Raw genomic sequence first — 20,263 nt, 5'->3', positions numbered from 1 at the left:
CACTTCATTTTATGAAATTAAGGCTTCTTCTTTCCCTCGTGCTCGTCTTTATGCTGCGTACAGCACCAGCACAAACCTTAACTGTAGCCACCTACAATTTGAGGATGATTACAACCAACGACACCGGTAACTTATGGATGAATCGAGCACCGGTTGTAGCCGAGCTTATCCGCTACCATGATTTTGACGTATTTGGCACGCAAGAAGGTTACCAAAACCAGTTAGACGACATCATCAAAATACTACCTCAATATCAGCGTTCGGGTGTAGGCCGCGACGACGGTAAAGACAAAGGAGAGCACTCGGCTATTCTATTTAAAAAAGATAAGTTTAAACTGTTGAATCACGGCGACTTTTGGTTATCACAAACGCCCGAAAAGCCTTCGCTAGGTTGGGATGCAACCTGTTGTAACCGCATCTGCTCATGGGTTTACCTGCAAGACCTGCAATCAAAACGTAAGTTTTACTTTTTTAATGCTCATTACGACCACCAGGGTAATATTGCCCGCGAAGAAAGCAGCAAGCTGATTATGCAACGGATTAAAAGCATTGCAGGCAATGAGCCTGTAGTTTTAACCGGCGATCTTAATGGCGGACGCAACAGCACCTGGTACCAGCGTATTGCTACCTCTGGCTGGCTTAAAGATGCTTATACACAGGTTAAATATCCTTACGCCAATAACGGCTCCTTTAACAGTTTTGGCTCAAATTTAAAAAGTGACGAGGTAATAGATCATATCTTTACCACCGGTAACTTTAAGGTACTACGCTGGGGATTACTGACCGACAGCTATCATGGTAAGTATCCATCAGACCACTTCCCGATAACCGCACAAATAACGTTTAAATAAAACAGAGGCCAGTTCGAATAACGAACCGGCCTTTGTGCTTTTAGTGATAAGGTTGTTATTTAATAAATTAGTTAAACTTTACATTTACGCTGCCGCGCGATGCATAAGCTTGCACCAGCGCACCGCCGCCGTTAATTTTTCCTTCTATCCTATCCTCATCTTTGCTGCCTTCAAAATTGCTGTTAGCTAAGGTGGTATTTACACGATTACCTTTCAAATCTAAATTAAAGCCTTTTTGCTGCGGCATACTTAAATCGATGTGTCCAGAACTGGTATTTAGCTTTACGTATTTGCCTACACTGTTTAACTGAGCATGTATACTGCCACCGCTGGTTGCAGCTTCAACACCTCCGTCAATTTGAGTAAGATTGATAGTACCGCCCGAAGTACTGGTTGATAAATCGCCCGAAATATGGTCGGCATTTATGCTGCCGCCTGAGGTAGTAGCATTTATTTTGCCGTGTAGCTGGCTCAATTGTAAAGAACCTCCGCTGGTTACCAGGTTAAGATTACCCTGGCAGTTACTGGCACTAATGCTGCCGCCACTGGTTATTAAGTCAATATCCTGATTGGCGTGGTCAACCTGAATGCTGCCGCCAGAGGTACGCCCTTTAATACGACCGCTTACATGACTTACCTGCAAACTGCCGCCGCTGGTGGTAAAATTTTGCTCGCCGGCAAGGTCGGACAAACTGATACTACCGCCACTGGTAGTTAGATTGGTAGATACTGCCTTATGCACATAAACTTTAAAAGATATACTGACAGCCTTACCCCAATCCATATTGGATTTAGACTTCGCCGTAGCATGAAGCTCATGATTATCATCTGTAATCTCGAGAGTATAGTTTTCTTTCAGGCGCTGCTCCAACTCTGTTTTACTCAACCGGCCCCGGTCATTGTTAGCGCTGATGTACACTTCGATCCGCGCTTCGCCTGTCGATATACCATCCACCTCGATGCTGCCGCCCGAAGTACGTACAAATACATCTTTAATAGCCGAGTTAGATAAAGACTTGGTTAAATAAGGTTCGGCGTTCCATTTGTTTTGGGCCGATGCAGCCAGGCTGCTCAAAGCCATATAAAGGATAAGGGTTTGCTTTTTCATTGTAATGCTTTATGTATGCTTAAATATGATTAAACTGATGACATAAACAGCTTAAAAGCGATACCAAGAACACAAACAACTAACTTACAGTAAGTTGAAAATATATAACAATACCTTTTACGTTCGTCTGCGTAACAGCTTGTGTACGCAAATGATACAGGTTTTGTAATTGTTTAAACTTTAATTTGTTAAAATTAGCTTTTATATAATAGTGCATTTTATAAAAAGAAAGGCACTTATGTATTACATAAGCGCCTTTCACTCATACATCCCCTTTACTAATTATTTTTTCTTTTTATTGAGCGATACTAATACCACAAAGGTTACAATAGCCGCGGTAGCGGCTTTCTGTAGTACAGCTTTACGATTGTATTTCCACTCGGCCGCCCATCCTTTTTCGGCAAAAATATTGGGTACGTGGCCTTGTTTCAAGTCGTCAATAATACCTTCAACCACATTTACCCTGTCGGCCAGCAACAAGGGCAACCAATGCCCGTAACTCGACTCGCTGTATTTAAATGCATAACGGCGTATAGCACCGCTTAACCCTGAGGGTGGTGCAACCGTACCGAAAACGGCCGACAAGTTTGGGCGCTCGTTAGAATGCAATACTTCTACGGTAACGGGCTGTAGCGGCGGGCGTTCCCAATGGATACGTTGATGATCGTCCCCGGTATATTTTTTTATAGGATAGGTGGGTTCATTTTCAGGGTCAGCATCAATACCCCACCCATTGATATGCGAAAAGTCTTTTTCTTTTGTTTCCATAACTTTACTGTTTTACACTCTTGCCGATGGTGGAATTAAAATAGGTTTGATACAGTTATCGAGCTTTGCCGAAAAAATGTGGTACGCATCAGATACTTCTTCTAACGGAATACGGTGCGATATAATTTCTTTAGGATTTAAGCGACCGGCTTTAATATGTTCTATTAAACGAGGCAACAGGCGCTTAACCGAAGCCTGGTTAGCCCGTATGGTAATACCTTTGTTTACCACATTACCGATAGGCACCAAGTTATCGGTAGGGCCATACACACCTACTATGGATACAATACCGCCTTTTTTTACGGAGTTAATAGCCCAGTGCAACGCTGTAGCCGAACCAGCCTGCAACATCAATTTACGCCCGGTAATAGTTTGCATGGCGCTACCTGCAGCATCACCGCCTACAGCGTCAATACATACGTCGGCACCCAACCAATCTGTTGTTTTTTTCAGGAAAAGAACCGGATCTTCTAACGACTTAAAGTTATAAGCTTCGCATTGCGCATATTTGCGTACAAAGTCTAGGCGGTACTCCAGGTGGTCAATCACAATTACGCGGGCTGCACCAAACAGCCATGAACATTTTGCAGCCATAATGCCTACCGGACCTGCACCAAACACCACTACAGTATCACCTTTTTTGATACCGCCCATTTCGGCGGCCTGGTAACCGGTGGGTACTACGTCGGTCAGTAACACAGCATCATCCGGGTCCATCCAATCGGGAATAACCGTTGGGCCTACATCTGCATACGGCACACGTACATACTCAGCCTGACCGCCGTCAAAACCACCGGCAGTATGCGAATAGCCAAAAATACCGCCTACAGCCGTTGCCTCCGGGTTCGACTCGTGGCAGTTGCCATACAACTCCTGCTTACAAAAAGCACATTTACCGCAGGCTATATTAAACGGAACCAATACGGTATCTCCTACTTTCACATTTTCTACGGACGGCCCTATTTCTTCTACCACACCGATGAACTCATGCCCAAAAGTGGTGCCTACGCGTGTGTCAGGTACCAATCCGTGGTATAAATGCAAATCGGAGCCGCAAATACACGAGCGGGTTACTCTTACAATAGCATCGTTCGGGTGCAAAATTTCAGGATAAGGCTTTTGTTCGACCCTTACCCTAAAAGGCCCGCGGTAATTCATTGCCAGCATAATTTATTCCTTTCTTGTTTAATTATAACTAATGGTTAATCAAATAACTTAGTAAATAATTTATTGTTTAGATTATATAGGAATATATGTATGCTTTCAATTACTGTGGCAAAGTTCTAATCAGCCGATTTTCGCCGCCTGATGATGAGCTTTCCACTTTTAATTAACCTCTGCTCCTGCTCGGTAAACGCTTCGCGGCCACCAAAATCCTGTACCCAATAACTGTTGCGCTCAGCAATGCCTACTTCTTTAAATGCCGGGTTCATCAAATTTTTACAATGGCCCGGGCTTTTAAACCAGCCGGCGTTTACTTCGGCTATGCTCTCCTGCCCTTTAGCTATGTTTTCGCCAATGGCAAAGCTTTTATAACCATTATAGGTATAGCCTGCATCAAAAATCCGGTCTTCAATGGTGCGGCCATCTTTGCTGGTATGGTCAAAATAGTCGCGTTTATCCATGTCTTTAGCATGGCCCTTAGCAGCATCTTCCAACTGGTTGTTCCAAACCAGCGGTGGCGCAGGCGGCATATAAGTAGTTCCGCAACGGCAACCCTCGGCACGGGTTTGATTAATGCGCGCTAAAAATTCATTTTTAAATGAGCTATTGTCCATATTGGGCAGTTTGGCGGCGGTGATGGCACCTACCAAGATCATTAGTCCGGCAACGGCCGTTTTTTTTGTAAACTTCAACATTCTAATCTTTCAGACACTAAAAATTCGATGTAGTTTAACGCAGCACAGGGCGGTAAAATTATCAGCACCAAAGCAGCTTCAATTTTAGTTTTATGAATTACAATGTGGCCTCTGCCGCCTTCAAATTATAACGCATCGGTTCCGGTTACTCGCATTATTATTCGTTTCTTTGGTACCTTAAATTATGGTTACCTCTTTCGAAGCTTCACTCCAGAATATTTCGGTTCATCACGTGGGCAATCCCATGCAGGATGAGCGCTATGTGTTATCAGATACCCCTTTAGCTTTAAAGGACGAGGTGATACCGCGCCTGCTGATGCAGTACTTTTTAACACCGTTTGAAAAAACCAACGAGGTATACCACCTGATGCATGCCGGCGGCGACCTGCACCTGAACGAAATTTACGCCTACTGTACCGATATGTTTGCCGACGAAAGCCGTTTCCATGAGCTGTCGCAGCAAATAGCCAAGCACTTGTACAGTGTATCGGGCCACCCCAAAATAAAAGCGGGCGAGGTGTATATCGGTTATTTTAATAACGTGCAGTTAGAGGGCGAGCAACTGGATGCCATCGGTATTTTTAAATCGGAAACTAAAGAAACCTTCCTGAAGATTTTTCCGCAGGATAATGGTTTTGAACTGGATTATGAAGAAAATGCCATCAACATCAACAAGCTGGATAAAGGCTGTTTAATCATCAACTCGCAGAAAGAAGAAGGCTATAAAGTGGTAGTGATTGACCACACCAACCGTAGCCAGGAAGCCGTATACTGGAAAGATGAATTTTTGAAACTTAAGGTGCGGAATGATAACTTTAATCAAACCAACAATGCACTAAGCATTTACAAAAACTTTGTTACCGAAAAACTGGACGACGAGTTCGACATGAGCAAGGCCGATAAAATTGATTTGCTCAACCGCTCGATGAAGTATTTTAAAGAAAAAGATACGTTTGAACTGGATGAATTTACGGGCGAGGTTCTAGGTAACGACCAGGCTATTGAATCTTTTAAAACCTACAAAAACCAATACGAGCAGGAATTTGAAACCAAAATACCCGACACTTTTGAAATATCGGATAATGCCGTTAAAAAGCAGGCCCGTGTGTACAAAAGCGTTTTAAAACTCGACAAAAACTTTCACATCTACATCCACGGCAATAAAGAGCTTATTGAAAAAGGTTTTGACGATGATAAAGCCATGAACTTTTATAAGGTTTACTTTAAAGAGGAAGAGTAAAACCTGCCTGTTTGCAATATTAACCGACTCGGTTAGCGTTAAATCAGCGAAACATTATCCGCCGCCTCTTTATTACCATATGAGGCAACATTATGAAAGAGCGTTTTGACCAGGTTAACGGCATCAACCTTCATATTAACTATGAAGGAGATGCTCAGGCGAAAATCATCATATTTTTGCACGGCTTTCCGGAGTTTGGTTATGCCTGGCATCAGCAAATTACTTTTTTTGCGTCGCAAGGGTATTATGCTTTAGCGCCCGACCAGCGCGGCTACAACCTGAGCGACAAACCTAAAGGTGTAAAAGCTTACCGCCTTGATGCGCTGGTAACCGATGTTGCCGAATGGATTAAACAGCTTACCCCGCATAAAGTAATACTGGTAGCCCACGATTGGGGCGGCGGTGTAGCTTGGGCATTGGCTGCCCAACATCCCGAACTGCTGCAAAAGCTGGTCATCCTAAATATGCCGCACTTGGCGGTAATGAAAAAGCATTTGCGAACCAACATCAAGCAAATATTCAAAAGCTGGTATGCGGCCTTTTTTCAAATCCCCTTGCTACCCGAGTTGCTATGCCGATTATGGAATTTTAGATTTTTAACACAAGCCCTAGTGCGTTCGGCTAATCCCGACACTTTTACAGCTCAAGAGCTAGAAAATTACCGAAAGGCCTGGCGGCAACCATACGCTTTAACCGCCATGCTCAACTGGTATCGGGCATTCAGGTATGACATCGGTAAAAAACATCCCGAGGTTTCCGTACCTACGCTCATTATTTGGGGTAAGAAAGACAGTGCTTTGAGTGCCGAAATGGCCGAAGACAGCCTGGCCACGTGCAAGCAAGGTAAACTCTTCATGATTGAAGATGCTACCCACTGGCTGCATCATGAAAAACCTGACGAAATCAACCAAATGATACTCAGGTTTATTCGCGAGTAAAGCAATGGCGATAACTCTGGCCAGTTGTTTATGACGTTGAATGTTACTATCATTACCGCAACAAACTAATCTGACCATGAAAACATCTAAATACTTTACTGCTGCTTTACTTTTACTTAGCACCGTCACCTTTGCACAAAACAAACCCATGAAATGGCTTAACCAACCCAAACAATGGAAAGGCGATGCACACCAGTTAACCATGACCGTTGACCCGGGCACAGATTATTGGCGCGTTACCCACTACGGTTTTATCCGCGACTCGGGCCCATTTTACTACCAGGAAATGGAAGGCGATTTTGAAGCCACTGTAAAAGTGAGCGGCCATTACCAGGAACTTTTTCACCAGGCCGGGTTGATGGTGCGAATTGATAACAAAAACTGGATTAAAACAGGTATTGAGTATGTAGACGGTGTGCAAAATATAAGCGCCGTAGTAACCAGAGAGGTATCAGACTGGTCGGTTGTGCCGCGTAATGACAGCCCGAAATCTATCTGGTTAAAGCTATTGCGTAAAGGTGATTATGTACAGATTGAGTATTCGTTTGATGCTAAAACTTTCAAAATGCTGCGGTTAGCTTACTTCCCGCCTAAAGTAAAAGCACAGATAGGTATGGTAGCTGCTGCACCGGGCAAAAAAAACTTCCCTGTAACGTTTGACAACTTTACGGTGAAGCCTGTTAAGTAATCATATCCTTGATAACGGTCTAGTCAAAGCAAATTATTCGTTTGAGGGCAGGGCGTTAGGCAGAATATTGTCGAGGCCCCACCGCTCTTCTATACCTAAACCAAACAGGGCAAAGTCGTATTTCACCGGGTCGAGCGGGTCAAAATGACGCAGGTGTTCGGTAAGTTCCACAGCCGTTTGCCAGTCAGTTTGTTTGCGGGTAATCAATTTAAGCTTGCGCGCAATACGGTCTACATGTAAATCGCAGGGACATACCAATTGTGCCGGACTAATGCGTTTCCAGATACCAAAATCCACGCCGGCATCGTCCTTTCGAACCATCCAACGCAAAAACATATTCAACCGCTTACAAGTAGATTTTTGCGACGGCGACGACACATGCTTTTTTGTACGATGCGGATAATCGGGTAGGGAGAAAAAGTAGGAACGGAAGTGATTTAAAGAAGATTCTGCACCAGCTACAGCCCCCCAGCCCAATGAGGGCGAAGCCCCCCAGCCCCCTAAAGGGGGAGCAGAAGTTTGATGAGCAGCAAAATACTCCGCCTGATATACTTGCTCCCCCTTTAGGGGGCTGGGGGGGTGTAGCTGGGCTGTTATAAACGCATCTTCTAAACTATCATACCTTTTATAATGATGCCTGAAGAATGCGATGAAGTATAACGTATCAATGTCGTTAAAGGTACGGTGCTTAAAGTTGAGTAACTTTTTGAGGTCGGGCTCCTGATGATTGATGATGAAATCGTATGGAGCACCATCCATCAGGTCAATAAGTTCGCGGCATTTACGGATGATGGTAACGCGCTGCCCCCAGGCTAATGTGGCTGCCCAAAAGCCCATGATTTCAATATCCTGCTGCTTGCTGAATAGATGCGGTATTACAATCGGATCGTTTTCAATAAACTCCGGCCGGTTATACTGCGCTACTTTCGCATCCAGAAAAGCTTTGATATCAGTTACCATTTTTTAGAGTATAGAGCCAAGAAACAAGAGCCAGAAACCAAGATTGAAAATTGAACAAATTTTATCAACTGCAATTTCTTAATACTTGGTTCCTGGCTCTTGATTCTCTTCTTTACGCCAATGCGTTCTTTAAATCTTCAAGTAAATCCTCGATATCTTCTACCCCAACGCTAATACGCAGCAGGTTGTCTACCACGCCGGCGGCTTCGCGGGTTTCGCGCGGGATGGAGGCGTGGGTCATGGTGGCGGGGTGATTGATAAGTGACTCGACCCCTCCCAACGATTCGGCCAGTGTGAACACCTTGAAATTGGATGCTATGCGGAAAGTTTCTTTTAGGTCGGCGCCTTTGAGTACGATGGAGATCATGCCGCCAAAATCGCGCATCTGTTTGGCTGCAACATGGTAGTTTGGATGGTCGGTAAAACCAGGCCAATAAATACGTTCTACCTTTGGATGGTCTTTTAAAAACGCGGCTATGGCGCGGCCGTTTTCGCAATGGGCTTTCATGCGCAGATGCAGGGTTTTAATGCCGCGCAATGCCAGAAAACTATCCATCGGTCCGGGCGTGGCACCGCACGAATTATAGATAAACCACAAGCGCTTGTACAAATCCTCGTCGTTCATCATCAACGCGCCCATCACTAAATCTGAGTGGCCGCCGATGTATTTAGTTACGGAATGCATCACCAAATCAGCACCCAAATCCATTGGGTTTTGCAGGTAGGGCGACGCAAAAGTATTGTCTACCACCAGCATCAGGTTTTTAGCCTTGGAGATAGCCGCTACGGCCTCAATATCAACCACCTGCATGGTAGGATTGGTAGGCGTTTCTATCCAAACCAGTTTGGTTTTATCGTTCACGTACTCATGAATAATCTCCGGTTGGTGCAGATTGATGAAATGAAACTTGATACCGTAGTTTGCAAAAATCTTGGTAAAAATTCGATATGAGCCGCCGTACAAATCATTGTTGGTAATTACCTCATCGCCGGGCTGCAATAATTTCATTACCGCATCGGTAGCGCCCATGCCGCTCGAAAAAGCCAGACCAAATTTGGCATTCTCCAACGCAGCTAAACAATCTTCCAGCGCCTTACGGGTTGGGTTGGTGCCACGCGAATACTCATACCCCTGGTGGTCGCCCGGAGTCCGCTGGGCATAAGTAGACGTTTGATAAATCGGCGTCATCACCGCGCCTGTACTCGGGTCAGGGTGTTGCCCTGCATGTATTGCTTTAGTTGCAAATTTCATATAGCTGCCGCCCCCCAGCCCCCTAAAGGGGGAGCATTTTAACGTTTATCCTTTTAGGGAAGGATGATTACCACTGTTGCCTATCAACCTCCTGCTCCCCGTTTAGGGGGTTGGGGGGCTAATAAGCCCTCGCAAACAATACCCTTTGTGTTGAAGGGTTGCCAGTCAGAATACATTTGCCTTCTTCCTGCTTGTTGTTTAAAGGTATACAACGGATGGTGGCTTTGGTTTCTTCTTTAATGCGTTGCTCGGTTTCGGGAGTGCCGTCCCAATGGGCTGAAATAAAACCTGGCTTTTCGTCCAGTATGCGTTTAAACTCCTCGTAATCGTTTACCTCAACAGTGTTTTCTGCGCGGAAGTTGAAGGCTTTTTGATAGATATTTTCCTGAATTTCTTCCAACAGCTTTTCAATACGCTCAGCTAATCCATCCTGTGCTACCGTCTCTTTAGTTTTAGTATCACGTCGGGCCAGTTCCACAGTACCGTTTTGCATATCGCGGCTACCAATGGCTATACGCAAAGGAACCCCTTTTAATTCGTATTCGGCAAATTTAAAGCCCGGACGTTGGGTGTCACGGTCATCAAACTTGATAGATATCCCTTTAGCCCTCAGCTCGGCGCTTAAGCTTTTAATGTATGTACGGATATTTTCCAGTTCTTCGTCGTGCTTGTAAATAGGAACAGCCACTACCTGTATAGGAGCCAGTTTTGGAGGCAATACTAAACCGGCATCGTCTGAGTGGGTCATGATTAGAGCACCCATTAAACGGGTAGAAACTCCCCATGAGGTAGCCCAAACATAATCCAGTTTACCTTCTTTACTGGTGAATTTCACGTCAAAAGCTTTCGCAAAGTTCTGACCTAAAAAGTGCGAGGTACCGGCTTGTAAAGCTTTTCCGTCTTGCATCAAAGCTTCAATACAATAAGTATCCAGTGCACCGGCAAAGCGCTCATTAGCGGTTTTGCGTCCTTTTACTACTGGTACGCCCATCCAATTTTCCACAAAATCGGCATAAACGTCCAGCATTTGCTCCGTTTCGGCTACAGCTTCTTCGGCGGTGGCGTGGGCGGTGTGCCCTTCCTGCCATAAAAATTCGCTGGTGCGCAAAAATAAACGGGTACGCATCTCCCAGCGCACTACGTTAGCCCACTGATTAACCAAAATTGGCAAATCGCGGTAAGACTGTATCCAGCCGCGGTAAGTATTCCAGATGATGGTTTCTGACGTTGGGCGTACTATTAATTCTTCTTCCAGTTTTGCATCTTCGTCAACAATAATATTGCCTTCGCCATCGTTCTTTAACCTATAGTGTGTAACTACAGCGCATTCTTTGGCAAAACCTTCTACGTGGCTTGCCTCTTTTGAGAAGAAAGATTTAGGTATAAACAGCGGAAAATATGCATTGCTGTGACCGGTATCCTTAAACATCTTATCAAGTGCGGCCTGCATTTTTTCCCAGATGGAGTAGCCGTATGGCTTAATGATCATGCAGCCTCTTACCGGCGAATATTCGGCAAGATCAGCTTTTATTACAAGGTCATTAAACCATTGCGAATAATCTTCGTCTTTACTAATTATACCCTTGCTCATATGTTATTTATGGAATAGATTTTGACTATTGAAATATGTAATATTGCTGCCAAATTTATAAATTAATTATGTTTAAAAACTTCAACTTTTAACAACCTAATAAAATGAAAAGAAACATCCTACAATCAGCCGTTCTTTTCAGTGCGCTTGCGCTTGCTTCCTGCTCAACCCCAAACAAACTTGCATCCACTCCGGATAAGGATGATGATGTTTATTTTACCAAAGCAGAGGCCGCCGAGGCGCCTGTATACAGGCAACCCATATATGCAGACCGCTACACCAATGTTGAACAAGGTAACGGCGGCAGCGACGATGATGACTATTATTACTATGATAGTTATGCATCGCGTATTAACCGTTTTGGCTATTCATCCCCTTTTGACTACTATGACGATTACTACTATGGTTATAACAACAACCCATATGCCTACAATAACTTTGGTTATGGAGGATGGGGTGGCTATGGCGGTTTAGGCTACGGCTATGGAGGCCTGGGCATTGGCTTGGGCTGGGGCGGCTACGGTGGTTGGGGCTTAGGCTATGGCTTAGGTTACAGCCCATTCGGTTATGGCTATGGAGGTTTTTCACCTTATTCTTACTGGGGTACCGGTTTTGGATACGGCGGCCCTTATTGGGGTGTTTATTCTGCCTATGGCAGCGTAGCAAAAGCGCGTCCTTACCGTGGCTCAGGGTATCCAACCAATTACGGAACCGGTACCGGTCGTAACTCATCCGTACGTTCGGTAGGTTACAATGGTGCTTATGGCAATGCTATGAGTTCACCTGTACGTCGCCCTGCCAGTATTGATTATGGTAATTCATCTTACAATGGTGGCCGCCCCTCACGCGGTGTAGCAAGTCCGCAACCGGTTTACCGCCCGCAACGTACAGAAATTAATCGCCCAGCATACCAGCCCGCAACCATGGATCGTGGCTCATCATCAGCCGGCTCAATGGGTAGCTCGGGTGGAGGCGGCGGCGGTGGAAGCCGTGGAGGTGGCCGTCCGTCAAGACCATAATTCAACCCTTTATTGCATTTATCTACATGAAAGCTAAACACTTATTACTGGCAATGGCTACAGTAGCCGTTTCACAGCATGCTTTTGCTCAATACTCGCAGGATGCGATACGCTTTTCTGGCGCCGATGTTGGTTCAACATCGCGCGTTAAGGCTATCGGCAATGCCAATATTGCTATAGGGGGCGATTTAACCTCAATTGCAAACAACCCGGCAGGTTTGGGCTTTTTTACCCGGTCTGAGTTAAGTATCACACCGGAGTTTAACATGAACCGGACCAACTCAACCTATCCGCGATTTGGCTCTGCTTATGGTAACAGCAGCAATCCGGCTGCTACTAGTACTGCCGACCAACGTAATGCATTAAACTTTAATAATGCATCGGTGGTGTTTTACGGGCAGTTGAATAAAGGTCGCGGCGAAGATAAAACCAAAGGTTGGTTAAGCGTCAACTTCGGTGCATCATATGCACGTACTAATGACTTTTATCAGAACTACAGCTATAGAGCTGTTAATCCCAACAGTTCAATATCCGACTATTACGCTTATTTAGGCAATCAAGCTATAGATAATGGTTACAGTTTAGACGGTTATCTGGAAGGTTGGGCACGCGATCAGAGATTAATTAACAATTCGGCTAACGTGAACACCTATGTACCGTCAAATACATTGGGAGGAACCGAATCTAACGTATCAACGTCTACCGGCGGGCAAAGCGCTTACAACTTTGCTTTTGGTGCTAATTATAGTAACAAATTATACTTAGGGTTAGGCTTGAGTTTTACTAATATACGTTACAATACAACTACTGATTTTACTGAGGATAACTACAACACCGTATTAAATAGTAATTACACATCTACTTATACCCGCGATCAGGTAACCAAAGGCAACGGCTTTAACGCCCGCTTTGGTTTAATTTACAAACCGGTAGAAACAGTACGTTTAGGTGCCTCTATCACTACACCAACCTGGTATACTATTGATGATAACAGTTACGAGGGATTGACTACCCGTTACGCAAGTGCATCAAACGCAGGAGGCCGCAACAGCGACACTTACCCGGCCCGTTATAATCTGCGCACGCCGTTTAAGGTAGCAGGTGGTTTAGCCGTATTTGCAGGCAAATATGGGTTTATTACTGGCGATGTTGAGTACTTGGATTATACCAGCACTCACATAGACAGTGAGGACTATGATGTAACTCAAGACAACAACGACATTAAACGTAATTATCAGTCAGTCGTAAATGCACGTTTAGGTGCTGAAGCCCGCTTAACCAGCAGTTTCTTTTTAAGAGGTGGTTATGGTATTTATGGCAGCCCATCTAAAATGAATGCGACCGACCGTACTACTGTTAGTGGTGGTTTAGGTTACCGCTTTGCTAACTACTACATTGACGCTACTTACACCCACGTAAGTAACACCACCACAATGACTCCATATGATATAGCAGAATACAGCCCTGCTGCGGATATTAAAAACCGCAACAGCAATGTATTTTTAACTTTAGGCCTACGCTTTTAAAAGCTGCCGGCCTTATAAAACAAAACGGCCTGCACTTAAATAGTGCAGGCCGTTTTGTTTATCAATCAGACGATGAATTAATCTTCGTTTACAAATGAACGTAGCATCCAGGTATTTTTTTCTTTATACTGCATAAAGCCGTTCACCATATCATTGGTACCATCATCACCAGCCTCAGCGGTGATTTCTAAAATTTCGCGTTCTTTTTCAATTAAAACCGCCATGTCATCAATCAAGGCTTTCACCAAAAAAGTATCAGTCTGACCAATAGTGTTTACCTCTTTTATGGTCGATACTTTAATATAATCGCCAAAAGTGCTGTATGGAGGTTTGCCTAAAGTTAAAATACGCTCGGCTAAATCGTCGATAGTTTGTACGGCGTTAGTGTACATTTCTTCAAACTTTACGTGCAAGGTAAAAAAGTTTGAGCCTTTGATGTTCCAATGGCAGCCTCTTATTTTTTGGTAATGTATGTGATAATTGGCTAATAAGTCGTTCAGGTGATCTACCACCGGTTTTACCTCTTTTTCGTCGAGGCTTATTTCTTTTGCATCCATGTTCTTATGTAGTTGTAATGTTAAAATTCGAACACAAACACTTGCTAAGTGTTTGAAAAAAGGCAACATTTTGGACAGCTTTAATAAAAAGTTTACTTTTAAGCATGACTCAGTTAAAGCTGGTAATTGCCGAGCATTTTGCCGGAGAGATATGGCGGATGGAAATTGACTCCGTGAGCCATATCATATTTATAGAAACCCGTAGCAAAGAAGACCGTAAAGTGAGCTTTGCCAGCCTTGACCTTAGTACCGGCAAAACGCATTTTAAAGATTACACAGTAGATGAAAGCTGGCTGACGGGTATTGAGTCTGCTTTTAATGGCGTGCTGTTACTGCATTACTACCAAGCCACCGGTAGCCCTGCTCATAAAGGACTGGCGGCAATACAAGCACACTCAGGTGACTTATTGTGGAACAATTTTAACTATACATTTGACCATCTAACCATAAACGGACCTGTAGTTTTTGACAGCCGTTTTCAGCCTCCGGTTTTAAAACTGGTAGATATTAATACCGGCAACCTGGCACGCAGTTATCAGCCCAGCATAGATGAGTTACCTGATAATCACATACTTTTACCCAAAAGTACTAGCTGGAACGATAGTCTGCCCGAGTTGCCGGCCGAACCCTACCGAAACATTCTGCATTACTTAGAGTACAATAATTTGATAATTGTATCTTTGCACGCGCTTTGGGCAGGGCAGCTAAGGCAATGCCTGTACGTTCTCCAAAACAAGCAACTTATTTTTGAGGATATATTAAATACTAATATACAAAAATTGCAGCCCGAGGCGTTTGTGTTATACCGCAATCAGCTTATCTATATAAAAGATAAGGTGGAGATTAAGGTACTGAATTTATAGCTGAGTAAGTTTAACATGAAATTTAAGATTTTTTTATTAGCTGGTTTATCATCCCTGTGTTCTTTACCTGTTTTAGCCAGCACCGTTTTAGATTCAATTGGCATTGAAAACCTGGACGGAAAGAAAGTAATTCTGCATAAGCTCGATCCGAGAGATAACTATTTTTCGATAGGCCGACGTTATAACGTTAAACCAAATGTCATCATACAGTTTAACAATAATGCTTCTATGCGTGTGGGTAATGTAATTAAGGTACCTACCGAGCAACCTTTTTTATCGCCAACACCGCAGTCTGCAGCTGTTGCTACAAGTAATAATTCTACCGACGGAACCACGGTTTATAAAGTATCGGCAGGCGAAACGTTGTATGCTATATCAAGGCGCTTTAATATGAAGGTTGAAGATATTATAAGTCTGAACAACCTAAAATCAACTAACCTTACACCGGGGCAGTTGTTAAATATCAAAGCAGCAGCAACAACACCGCCGGTTGCTCAACCGCAGGTTACCACCGTTCAAACTACAGTAACTACGCAACCAGCAACCACTGCGCAGACACAAACTGCAGCACAACAGCAAACCAAAGTACAACAGACAACTATCACTACGCCGGTAATTATACCGCCCGACTCTACCCGGGTTGCAGCCGCAGATAGCACCGGCATTGAACGCCGGGTTCCTGCCAACCGTTATGGTATTACCGAGCGTAACGAAAAAGGTGTAGCTACCTATATGGATGACAGCGGACTTGGCCTTGACCCAAACAAGAAACTGGCTTTGCACCGTACAGCACCTGTAGGTACGGTTATAAAAATCACCAACCCCATGACTAACCGTACCACGTTTGCCAAAGTGGTAGGCAGGTTTAATGATAACGAAAGCACCAAAGATGTGATGGTAGTGCTTACCAAAAGCGCAGCTGACGCTTTAGGCGCACTCGACAAACGCTTTCACGTAAATATTAGCTACGGAACCCCTAATGAGTCACAAGAATAAGCCCTATATTATAGGCATTGCCGGAGGAAGCGGCTCGGGCAAAACTTTTTTTTTGAAATGTTTTTTGGAGCACTTTACCGCCGATGAAGTTTGTTTGGTGTCGCAGGATGATTATTATATCCCGGTGGCGCACAATATGACGCCAGAAGAAAACAAACTCTACAATTTTGATTTACCCCGCACCATTGACCGGGAACACTTCATACAGGACATCAACGCACTGGTAAATAACCAGACTATTTACAAAAAAGAGTATACTTTTAATAATCCCAACGCGGTACCTAAAACGCTGGAAATTAAACCAGCGCCCATATTGATTGTTGAGGGACTGTTTATTCTGCACTTTGAGGATATCGCCAACCAGCTTAACCTTAAAATATTTTTAGAAACCGACGAGGACGTTGCTTTACAGCGCCGTTTAAAACGCGATCTGCAAGAACGTGGATATTCTAACGAGGATGTAATGTATAAATGGCACAACCATGTGGTACCAGCTTACAAAGAATACTTGCTTCCCTACCGCGAAACCTGTCATAAAATTGTGGTGAACAACACCCAGATTGCCGACGATATCATCAAAATCACCGACGAAATATCAGCCGAGTTAAGACACAAGCTTTTCAACGAGTAGATAAAGCCAAGGGGCAACGAATAATAAAATGTTTGTTGCCCCTTGTTGCTTTCACAGCTATACTTGCTACAGATGTTACATCATGCAGGCCAAAAAATTTTCATTTGCCTCACTTTAGCGGCTTCCTTCTTTTCGTTCAATTGCCAGAACAGCAAAACCAAACAGGCTGAGGGTTTAAACCGGCTGCTTCGTTTACAAGATACCACCACATTCAAAAATATGCTGGGCGTCAATGCCTTTGAGTGGAACTTTTTGCAAAATCCGGATGACCCAAACAACGCCCTGGATATTTATGAGCCGAAAATGAAGCTCATTCAATCTTTTGGCGGCGTAAGACATTACCTGGATTGGGGCCGCATCGAAGATAAACCCGGTAAGTTTACCTTTAACCCTGCCCATAGTGGCGGCTGGAATATGGATGCTATATACCAACGCTGCAAAACAGACGGCATTGATATGCTGGTTTGTTTAAAAACCTGCCCAAACTGGCTGCAAGACACTTACCCGGCCAACCAGCGGGATGCCGAAAATGTACCCATACCATACGGCGCTAATAAAGCCAGGCCTGCAAGTTATATTTTACAGGCCAGGGCAGCCTTCCAGTTTGCGGCCAGGTATGGCAGTAATAGCCGGATTGATAAATCACTCTTAAAAATTGATTCTACTCAACGCTGGACAGCTGACCAAATTAATCAGCCTCTTACCGGATTAAATACCGTAAAATACATTGAATGCGATAACGAGCGCGATAAATGGTGGAAAGGCGACAAAGCGCACCAAACGGCTGAAGAATATGCAGCTAATCTTTCTGCGTTTTATGATGGGCACAAAGGCACATTGGGTAAAGATGTTGGCGTAAAAACAGCCGACCCTAACATGAAAGTAGTGATGGCCGGCTTGGCTAAAACCGATGTGAGCTATGTAAAATCTATGATTGAATGGTGCCGGAAAAACAGGGGTTACAAAGCCGATGGCAGCATCAACTTATGTTTCGATGTAATTAATTTTCATTTGTATGCCAATGACCATCTGGAGCACCATGACCAGGCTACACAAGGAGTTGCTCCCGAACAATCAGAAGCGGCCGGGGTAGCCGCCCAATTTGCTGTACTGGGCAATCAATATTATTTGCCGGTATGGGTTACTGAGGCGGGATATGATATTAACCCAAGTAGTCCACAACGCGCAGTTGCTGTCGACCATAAACCTATCATGCAAACACAAGCCGACTGGACCGTCAGAACTGCATTATTATATGCGCGCAACGGCATCCAGAAACTATTTTTCTATATGATGGTTGATGACAACCTGGCTAATCCGGTGCAGTATGCATCATCGGGCTTGGTAACAGAAGATTTAAAGCGTCGACCAGCGGCCAACTTTATCGCTCAGGCAAAAGATTTGCTCGGCAAATTCAGTTATCGAAAAACCATCAATAAAGCTCCTTTTGTAGATTTGTATATGCAAGGCAAAAGAGCTATGTATGTGTTAGTACAACCTACACAAAATGGCTCGGTATCAAATTATACTCTTTTGTTACCGGGTATCAAGAGACTGGTAATACATAGATTAGATTACAATACAGATAAGCCGTCGAGTGATACAGTTAAAGTCCAGAACGGGAAACTATCTGTTCAAGTAACAGAAACACCGCTAATCGTCGAGCCGTTATCTTACTGATACAGCAATTTATGCAGCTGTACTCTGCATTGATTGTGTTTTTTCCAATTCAGCAACTATTAAATTTTTTAGATTAGCGTTAAGCGTAACATCACCCAATACTTTCCAGTTTTCGCCAGCTTTTAAAAGCCAATATTTGGTGTCGCTAAGTTTGAGTTTGAACATTGTAAAACCGCCCGGATAATCGGATTCAAATACGGTTGCCTTAAAATTCTTTTTTAAGTGCACAAACTCAATTTTAAATATACGTTTAAACATTATCCCACTCGTTTGTATTGTCACTAAACAAATTAACAAGATAAACCGAAGATCATTTTAACCTACGCTCAATTTATCAGCAGGAATGGTTCAAATATATTGCCAAATCATCAGCAAATTAACTATAAGACAATTTAAGCCTTTCAATTTACGCAAACGCTGATATTTACGAGGCAAATTAAGCATTAACCCACACGAAAATAAATTATACGTTACAACTTGTATTATGCAGCCAATGCTACATCTGTACAATTAAACATTCAGGTTTTGTTAGGAGTATAGTTTTCAGTATACACTTTACTTAATAATTGCCCGAGTATGGCAGATGACAGATTATGATTACATTTGGTTACCACAATACAATGATGTTGTACTATGATTGAAAAGTTTTTAAATGAGCAGCAGGACGCTAAAGCGGTTGAAAAAGTTTACAGCCGCCTGGTAGAACTGCTACCCCCGGGCGAAGATACGCTATATATAGCTACGCAAAAAAAACCATTGGTAAACCTGCTGCCCGATTGTATAGTAATTACCAACCGGCGAGTGCTGTTTTTTTCGCCTGCCAATTTGGGCTTATCGTTGAAGTTTGTTGATTTTGTTTGGAAAGACATTGCCGATGTTAACATGAAAGAAGAAATCATTGGCTCGGTGTTTACCATCAAAACCGTACAGGGCGCCGAGATGAGTGTTGATTATTTGCCTAAAGTACAAGGGCGTAAACTTTACCAGTTTTCGCAGGAGTGCCGCGAAAACGAACGCAAGCGCGAAGAGTTACATAAGGTTCAGAACACGCCTTTTATGTCTTTCGAAGCCCCAGCTCCGCAAACCTTTGCGCCGCCCGTTGTATCTACCCCTCCGCCCGCCCCTGCTCCCGAGCCCGTGGTAGAACAAAAGCCGGATGAGTTAACTGAAAAACTTAAAAAACTTAAAACGCTGTTTGATAACGGGCTGATTTCGCAAGAAGAATACAACCAAAAGAAACTCGAGTTGTTAAGTGAACTGTAATTACACAGTTTATGACGCCTGTTACTGATGAACATGGATTGCCCAAACCGATAGGGTGGTATTTAAAAGAAGCCGATCAATTAATTACGGCATTTTTTGACGATGCTTTTGACAGGCATTGTATTACACGTTATCATTGGATGGTTTTACGTACTATAGCCAGTAAAAGCTATATTAATGTAGATGCACATCATGAGCAGGTTAAGTACTTTTTGAGTTTAAAAAGGCTGAACGGCATCATTGATAATCTGGACACCCGTGGCTGGATCAAAGCTAATGAGAACAAGAACTATCAGTTTACCGATGCCGGCAAACGGCTCTATGACGCCGTTAATCATGCTTACGAAAAACAATTATTGCTCATGATGCAGGGCGTTACCGAAGAAGATTATAACCATGTTATTGACACGTTAGACCGCATCATTACCAACCTGAACAAAAAGGTTTCTATAGAACTAAAAGAATCAAATTAA

At 43.7% G+C, this 20,263-nt stretch carries 21 protein-coding genes; 12 read left to right on the top strand and 9 right to left on the bottom strand.

The features are described 5' to 3' along the window. Positions 1–11: 11 nt before the first annotated feature. Positions 12–851 carry an endonuclease/exonuclease/phosphatase family protein gene (locus AAGR14_RS07080; RefSeq protein WP_342647894.1) on the top strand — a complete coding sequence of 280 codons (840 nt, stop codon included), beginning with the start codon at positions 12–14 and terminating at the stop codon, positions 849–851. 67 nt (positions 852–918) lie between these two features. Here the strand turns inward: AAGR14_RS07080 and AAGR14_RS07075 are convergent, their stop codons facing one another. The 4 genes from AAGR14_RS07075 to AAGR14_RS07060 form a co-directional block, all read right to left on the bottom strand. Further along, positions 919–1,959, bottom strand: a complete 1,041-nt coding sequence (locus tag AAGR14_RS07075) for a DUF4097 family beta strand repeat-containing protein (RefSeq protein ID WP_342647893.1) — start codon at positions 1,957–1,959, stop codon at positions 919–921. 282 nt (positions 1,960–2,241) lie between these two features. Continuing rightward, positions 2,242–2,727 carry a hypothetical protein gene (locus AAGR14_RS07070; protein ID WP_342647892.1) on the bottom strand — a complete coding sequence of 162 codons (486 nt, stop codon included), beginning with the start codon at positions 2,725–2,727 and terminating at the stop codon, positions 2,242–2,244. Positions 2,728–2,739: 12 nt separating this feature from the next. Next, on the bottom strand, positions 2,740–3,894 hold the full coding sequence (locus tag AAGR14_RS07065; RefSeq protein ID WP_342647891.1) for a zinc-dependent alcohol dehydrogenase: 1,155 nt from the start codon (positions 3,892–3,894) through the stop codon (positions 2,740–2,742). A 116-nt stretch (positions 3,895–4,010) separates the two neighbouring features. After that, complete coding sequence (locus tag AAGR14_RS07060) at positions 4,011–4,586, bottom strand: CAP domain-containing protein (protein WP_342647890.1); 576 nt, start codon at positions 4,584–4,586, stop codon at positions 4,011–4,013. A gap of 184 nt (positions 4,587–4,770) precedes the next feature. Here AAGR14_RS07060 and AAGR14_RS07055 point away from each other — a divergent pair, with 184 nt between their 5' ends. The 3 genes from AAGR14_RS07055 to AAGR14_RS07045 all read left to right on the top strand — a co-directional run bounded on the left by AAGR14_RS07055 (position 4,771) and on the right by AAGR14_RS07045 (position 7,452). Then, positions 4,771–5,826 carry a nucleoid-associated protein gene (locus tag AAGR14_RS07055; RefSeq protein ID WP_342647889.1) on the top strand — a complete coding sequence of 352 codons (1,056 nt, stop codon included), beginning with the start codon at positions 4,771–4,773 and terminating at the stop codon, positions 5,824–5,826. Positions 5,827–5,918: 92 nt separating this feature from the next. Beyond that, positions 5,919–6,764 (top strand): alpha/beta hydrolase, encoded by an 846-nt coding sequence (locus tag AAGR14_RS07050; protein WP_342647888.1) that lies wholly within the window; start codon positions 5,919–5,921, stop codon positions 6,762–6,764. A 76-nt stretch (positions 6,765–6,840) separates the two neighbouring features. Further along, positions 6,841–7,452 (top strand): DUF1349 domain-containing protein, encoded by a 612-nt coding sequence (locus AAGR14_RS07045; protein ID WP_342647887.1) that lies wholly within the window; start codon positions 6,841–6,843, stop codon positions 7,450–7,452. A 33-nt stretch (positions 7,453–7,485) separates the two neighbouring features. On the opposite strand, the gene AAGR14_RS07040 is transcribed toward AAGR14_RS07045, so the two are convergent. The 3 genes from AAGR14_RS07040 to proS all read right to left on the bottom strand — a co-directional run bounded on the left by AAGR14_RS07040 (position 7,486) and on the right by proS (position 11,255). Further along, positions 7,486–8,412 (bottom strand): TIGR02757 family protein, encoded by a 927-nt coding sequence (locus tag AAGR14_RS07040; RefSeq protein ID WP_342647886.1) that lies wholly within the window; start codon positions 8,410–8,412, stop codon positions 7,486–7,488. Positions 8,413–8,524: 112 nt separating this feature from the next. Beyond that, on the bottom strand, positions 8,525–9,664 hold the full coding sequence (locus AAGR14_RS07035) for a cystathionine gamma-synthase (RefSeq protein WP_342647885.1): 1,140 nt from the start codon (positions 9,662–9,664) through the stop codon (positions 8,525–8,527). A 118-nt stretch (positions 9,665–9,782) separates the two neighbouring features. After that, a complete protein-coding gene (gene proS, locus AAGR14_RS07030) occupies positions 9,783–11,255 on the bottom strand; it encodes a proline--tRNA ligase (RefSeq protein ID WP_342647884.1) in 1,473 nt (490 codons plus the stop codon). Positions 11,256–11,359: 104 nt separating this feature from the next. Here proS and AAGR14_RS07025 point away from each other — a divergent pair, with 104 nt between their 5' ends. Both AAGR14_RS07025 and AAGR14_RS07020 read left to right on the top strand, forming a co-directional pair. Further along, on the top strand, positions 11,360–12,274 hold the full coding sequence (locus AAGR14_RS07025; protein WP_342647883.1) for a hypothetical protein: 915 nt from the start codon (positions 11,360–11,362) through the stop codon (positions 12,272–12,274). A gap of 26 nt (positions 12,275–12,300) precedes the next feature. Next, positions 12,301–13,800, top strand: a complete 1,500-nt coding sequence (locus tag AAGR14_RS07020; RefSeq protein WP_342647882.1) for a hypothetical protein — start codon at positions 12,301–12,303, stop codon at positions 13,798–13,800. 77 nt (positions 13,801–13,877) lie between these two features. Here the strand turns inward: AAGR14_RS07020 and AAGR14_RS07015 are convergent, their stop codons facing one another. Further along, the gene (locus tag AAGR14_RS07015; RefSeq protein ID WP_342647881.1) at positions 13,878–14,357 is read right to left on the bottom strand and encodes a DNA starvation/stationary phase protection protein; all 480 of its coding nucleotides are present in this window, start codon (positions 14,355–14,357) and stop codon (positions 13,878–13,880) included. Between the two features lie 104 nt (positions 14,358–14,461). On the opposite strand from AAGR14_RS07015, the gene AAGR14_RS07010 reads away from it, so the two are divergent. The 4 genes from AAGR14_RS07010 to AAGR14_RS06995 all read left to right on the top strand — a co-directional run bounded on the left by AAGR14_RS07010 (position 14,462) and on the right by AAGR14_RS06995 (position 18,527). Beyond that, positions 14,462–15,220, top strand: a complete 759-nt coding sequence (locus AAGR14_RS07010) for a DUF4905 domain-containing protein (protein ID WP_342647880.1) — start codon at positions 14,462–14,464, stop codon at positions 15,218–15,220. Positions 15,221–15,235: 15 nt separating this feature from the next. After that, on the top strand, positions 15,236–16,216 hold the full coding sequence (locus AAGR14_RS07005; RefSeq protein WP_342647879.1) for a LysM peptidoglycan-binding domain-containing protein: 981 nt from the start codon (positions 15,236–15,238) through the stop codon (positions 16,214–16,216). Continuing rightward, positions 16,200–16,847: a uridine kinase gene (locus tag AAGR14_RS07000; protein ID WP_342647878.1), complete on the top strand. Its 648-nt coding sequence runs from the start codon at positions 16,200–16,202 to the stop codon at positions 16,845–16,847. Before AAGR14_RS07005 ends, AAGR14_RS07000 begins: the two co-directional genes overlap by 17 nt. 72 nt (positions 16,848–16,919) lie before the next feature. Then, positions 16,920–18,527 carry a hypothetical protein gene (locus tag AAGR14_RS06995; protein WP_342647877.1) on the top strand — a complete coding sequence of 536 codons (1,608 nt, stop codon included), beginning with the start codon at positions 16,920–16,922 and terminating at the stop codon, positions 18,525–18,527. A 9-nt stretch (positions 18,528–18,536) separates the two neighbouring features. Here the strand turns inward: AAGR14_RS06995 and AAGR14_RS06990 are convergent, their stop codons facing one another. Then, the gene (locus AAGR14_RS06990; protein WP_342647876.1) at positions 18,537–18,755 is read right to left on the bottom strand and encodes a hypothetical protein; all 219 of its coding nucleotides are present in this window, start codon (positions 18,753–18,755) and stop codon (positions 18,537–18,539) included. Positions 18,756–19,160: 405 nt separating this feature from the next. Between AAGR14_RS06990 and AAGR14_RS06985 the strand changes: the two genes are divergently transcribed. Then, positions 19,161–19,790 (top strand): PH domain-containing protein, encoded by a 630-nt coding sequence (locus tag AAGR14_RS06985; RefSeq protein ID WP_342647875.1) that lies wholly within the window; start codon positions 19,161–19,163, stop codon positions 19,788–19,790. 11 nt (positions 19,791–19,801) lie between these two features. Continuing rightward, entirely contained in the window at positions 19,802–20,263 is a 462-nt protein-coding gene (locus AAGR14_RS06980) for a hypothetical protein (RefSeq protein ID WP_342647874.1), read from the top strand.

The sequence above is a fragment of the Mucilaginibacter sp. CSA2-8R genome (genome assembly GCF_038806765.1).
GTDB lineage: Bacteria > Bacteroidota > Bacteroidia > Sphingobacteriales > Sphingobacteriaceae > Mucilaginibacter.
The sequence above is the reverse complement of the archived record's forward strand: the minus strand, read 5'-3'. Positions and strand labels throughout refer to the sequence as shown.

What these genes read in the sequence shown, in the direction of transcription:
- AAGR14_RS07000 (WP_342647878.1), top strand. Translation starts at nt 16,200, where the DNA reads ATGAGTCACAAGAATAAGCCCTATATTATAGGCATTGCCGGAGGAAGC.
- AAGR14_RS06995 (WP_342647877.1), top strand. Translation starts at nt 16,920, where the DNA reads ATGTTACATCATGCAGGCCAAAAAATTTTCATTTGCCTCACTTTAGCG.
- AAGR14_RS07065 (WP_342647891.1), bottom strand. Translation starts at nt 3,894, where the DNA reads ATGCTGGCAATGAATTACCGCGGGCCTTTTAGGGTAAGGGTCGAACAA.
- proS (WP_342647884.1), bottom strand. Translation starts at nt 11,255, where the DNA reads ATGAGCAAGGGTATAATTAGTAAAGACGAAGATTATTCGCAATGGTTT.
- AAGR14_RS07075 (WP_342647893.1), bottom strand. Translation starts at nt 1,959, where the DNA reads ATGAAAAAGCAAACCCTTATCCTTTATATGGCTTTGAGCAGCCTGGCT.
- AAGR14_RS06980 (WP_342647874.1), top strand. Translation starts at nt 19,802, where the DNA reads ATGACGCCTGTTACTGATGAACATGGATTGCCCAAACCGATAGGGTGG.
- AAGR14_RS06985 (WP_342647875.1), top strand. Translation starts at nt 19,161, where the DNA reads ATGATTGAAAAGTTTTTAAATGAGCAGCAGGACGCTAAAGCGGTTGAA.
- AAGR14_RS07070 (WP_342647892.1), bottom strand. Translation starts at nt 2,727, where the DNA reads ATGGAAACAAAAGAAAAAGACTTTTCGCATATCAATGGGTGGGGTATT.
- AAGR14_RS07060 (WP_342647890.1), bottom strand. Translation starts at nt 4,586, where the DNA reads ATGTTGAAGTTTACAAAAAAAACGGCCGTTGCCGGACTAATGATCTTG.
- AAGR14_RS07015 (WP_342647881.1), bottom strand. Translation starts at nt 14,357, where the DNA reads ATGGATGCAAAAGAAATAAGCCTCGACGAAAAAGAGGTAAAACCGGTG.
- AAGR14_RS07040 (WP_342647886.1), bottom strand. Translation starts at nt 8,412, where the DNA reads ATGGTAACTGATATCAAAGCTTTTCTGGATGCGAAAGTAGCGCAGTAT.
- AAGR14_RS07020 (WP_342647882.1), top strand. Translation starts at nt 12,301, where the DNA reads ATGAAAGCTAAACACTTATTACTGGCAATGGCTACAGTAGCCGTTTCA.
- AAGR14_RS07045 (WP_342647887.1), top strand. Translation starts at nt 6,841, where the DNA reads ATGAAAACATCTAAATACTTTACTGCTGCTTTACTTTTACTTAGCACC.
- AAGR14_RS07005 (WP_342647879.1), top strand. Translation starts at nt 15,236, where the DNA reads ATGAAATTTAAGATTTTTTTATTAGCTGGTTTATCATCCCTGTGTTCT.
- AAGR14_RS07025 (WP_342647883.1), top strand. Translation starts at nt 11,360, where the DNA reads ATGAAAAGAAACATCCTACAATCAGCCGTTCTTTTCAGTGCGCTTGCG.
- AAGR14_RS07035 (WP_342647885.1), bottom strand. Translation starts at nt 9,664, where the DNA reads ATGAAATTTGCAACTAAAGCAATACATGCAGGGCAACACCCTGACCCG.
- AAGR14_RS07055 (WP_342647889.1), top strand. Translation starts at nt 4,771, where the DNA reads ATGGTTACCTCTTTCGAAGCTTCACTCCAGAATATTTCGGTTCATCAC.
- AAGR14_RS07050 (WP_342647888.1), top strand. Translation starts at nt 5,919, where the DNA reads ATGAAAGAGCGTTTTGACCAGGTTAACGGCATCAACCTTCATATTAAC.
- AAGR14_RS07010 (WP_342647880.1), top strand. Translation starts at nt 14,462, where the DNA reads ATGACTCAGTTAAAGCTGGTAATTGCCGAGCATTTTGCCGGAGAGATA.
- AAGR14_RS07080 (WP_342647894.1), top strand. Translation starts at nt 12, where the DNA reads ATGAAATTAAGGCTTCTTCTTTCCCTCGTGCTCGTCTTTATGCTGCGT.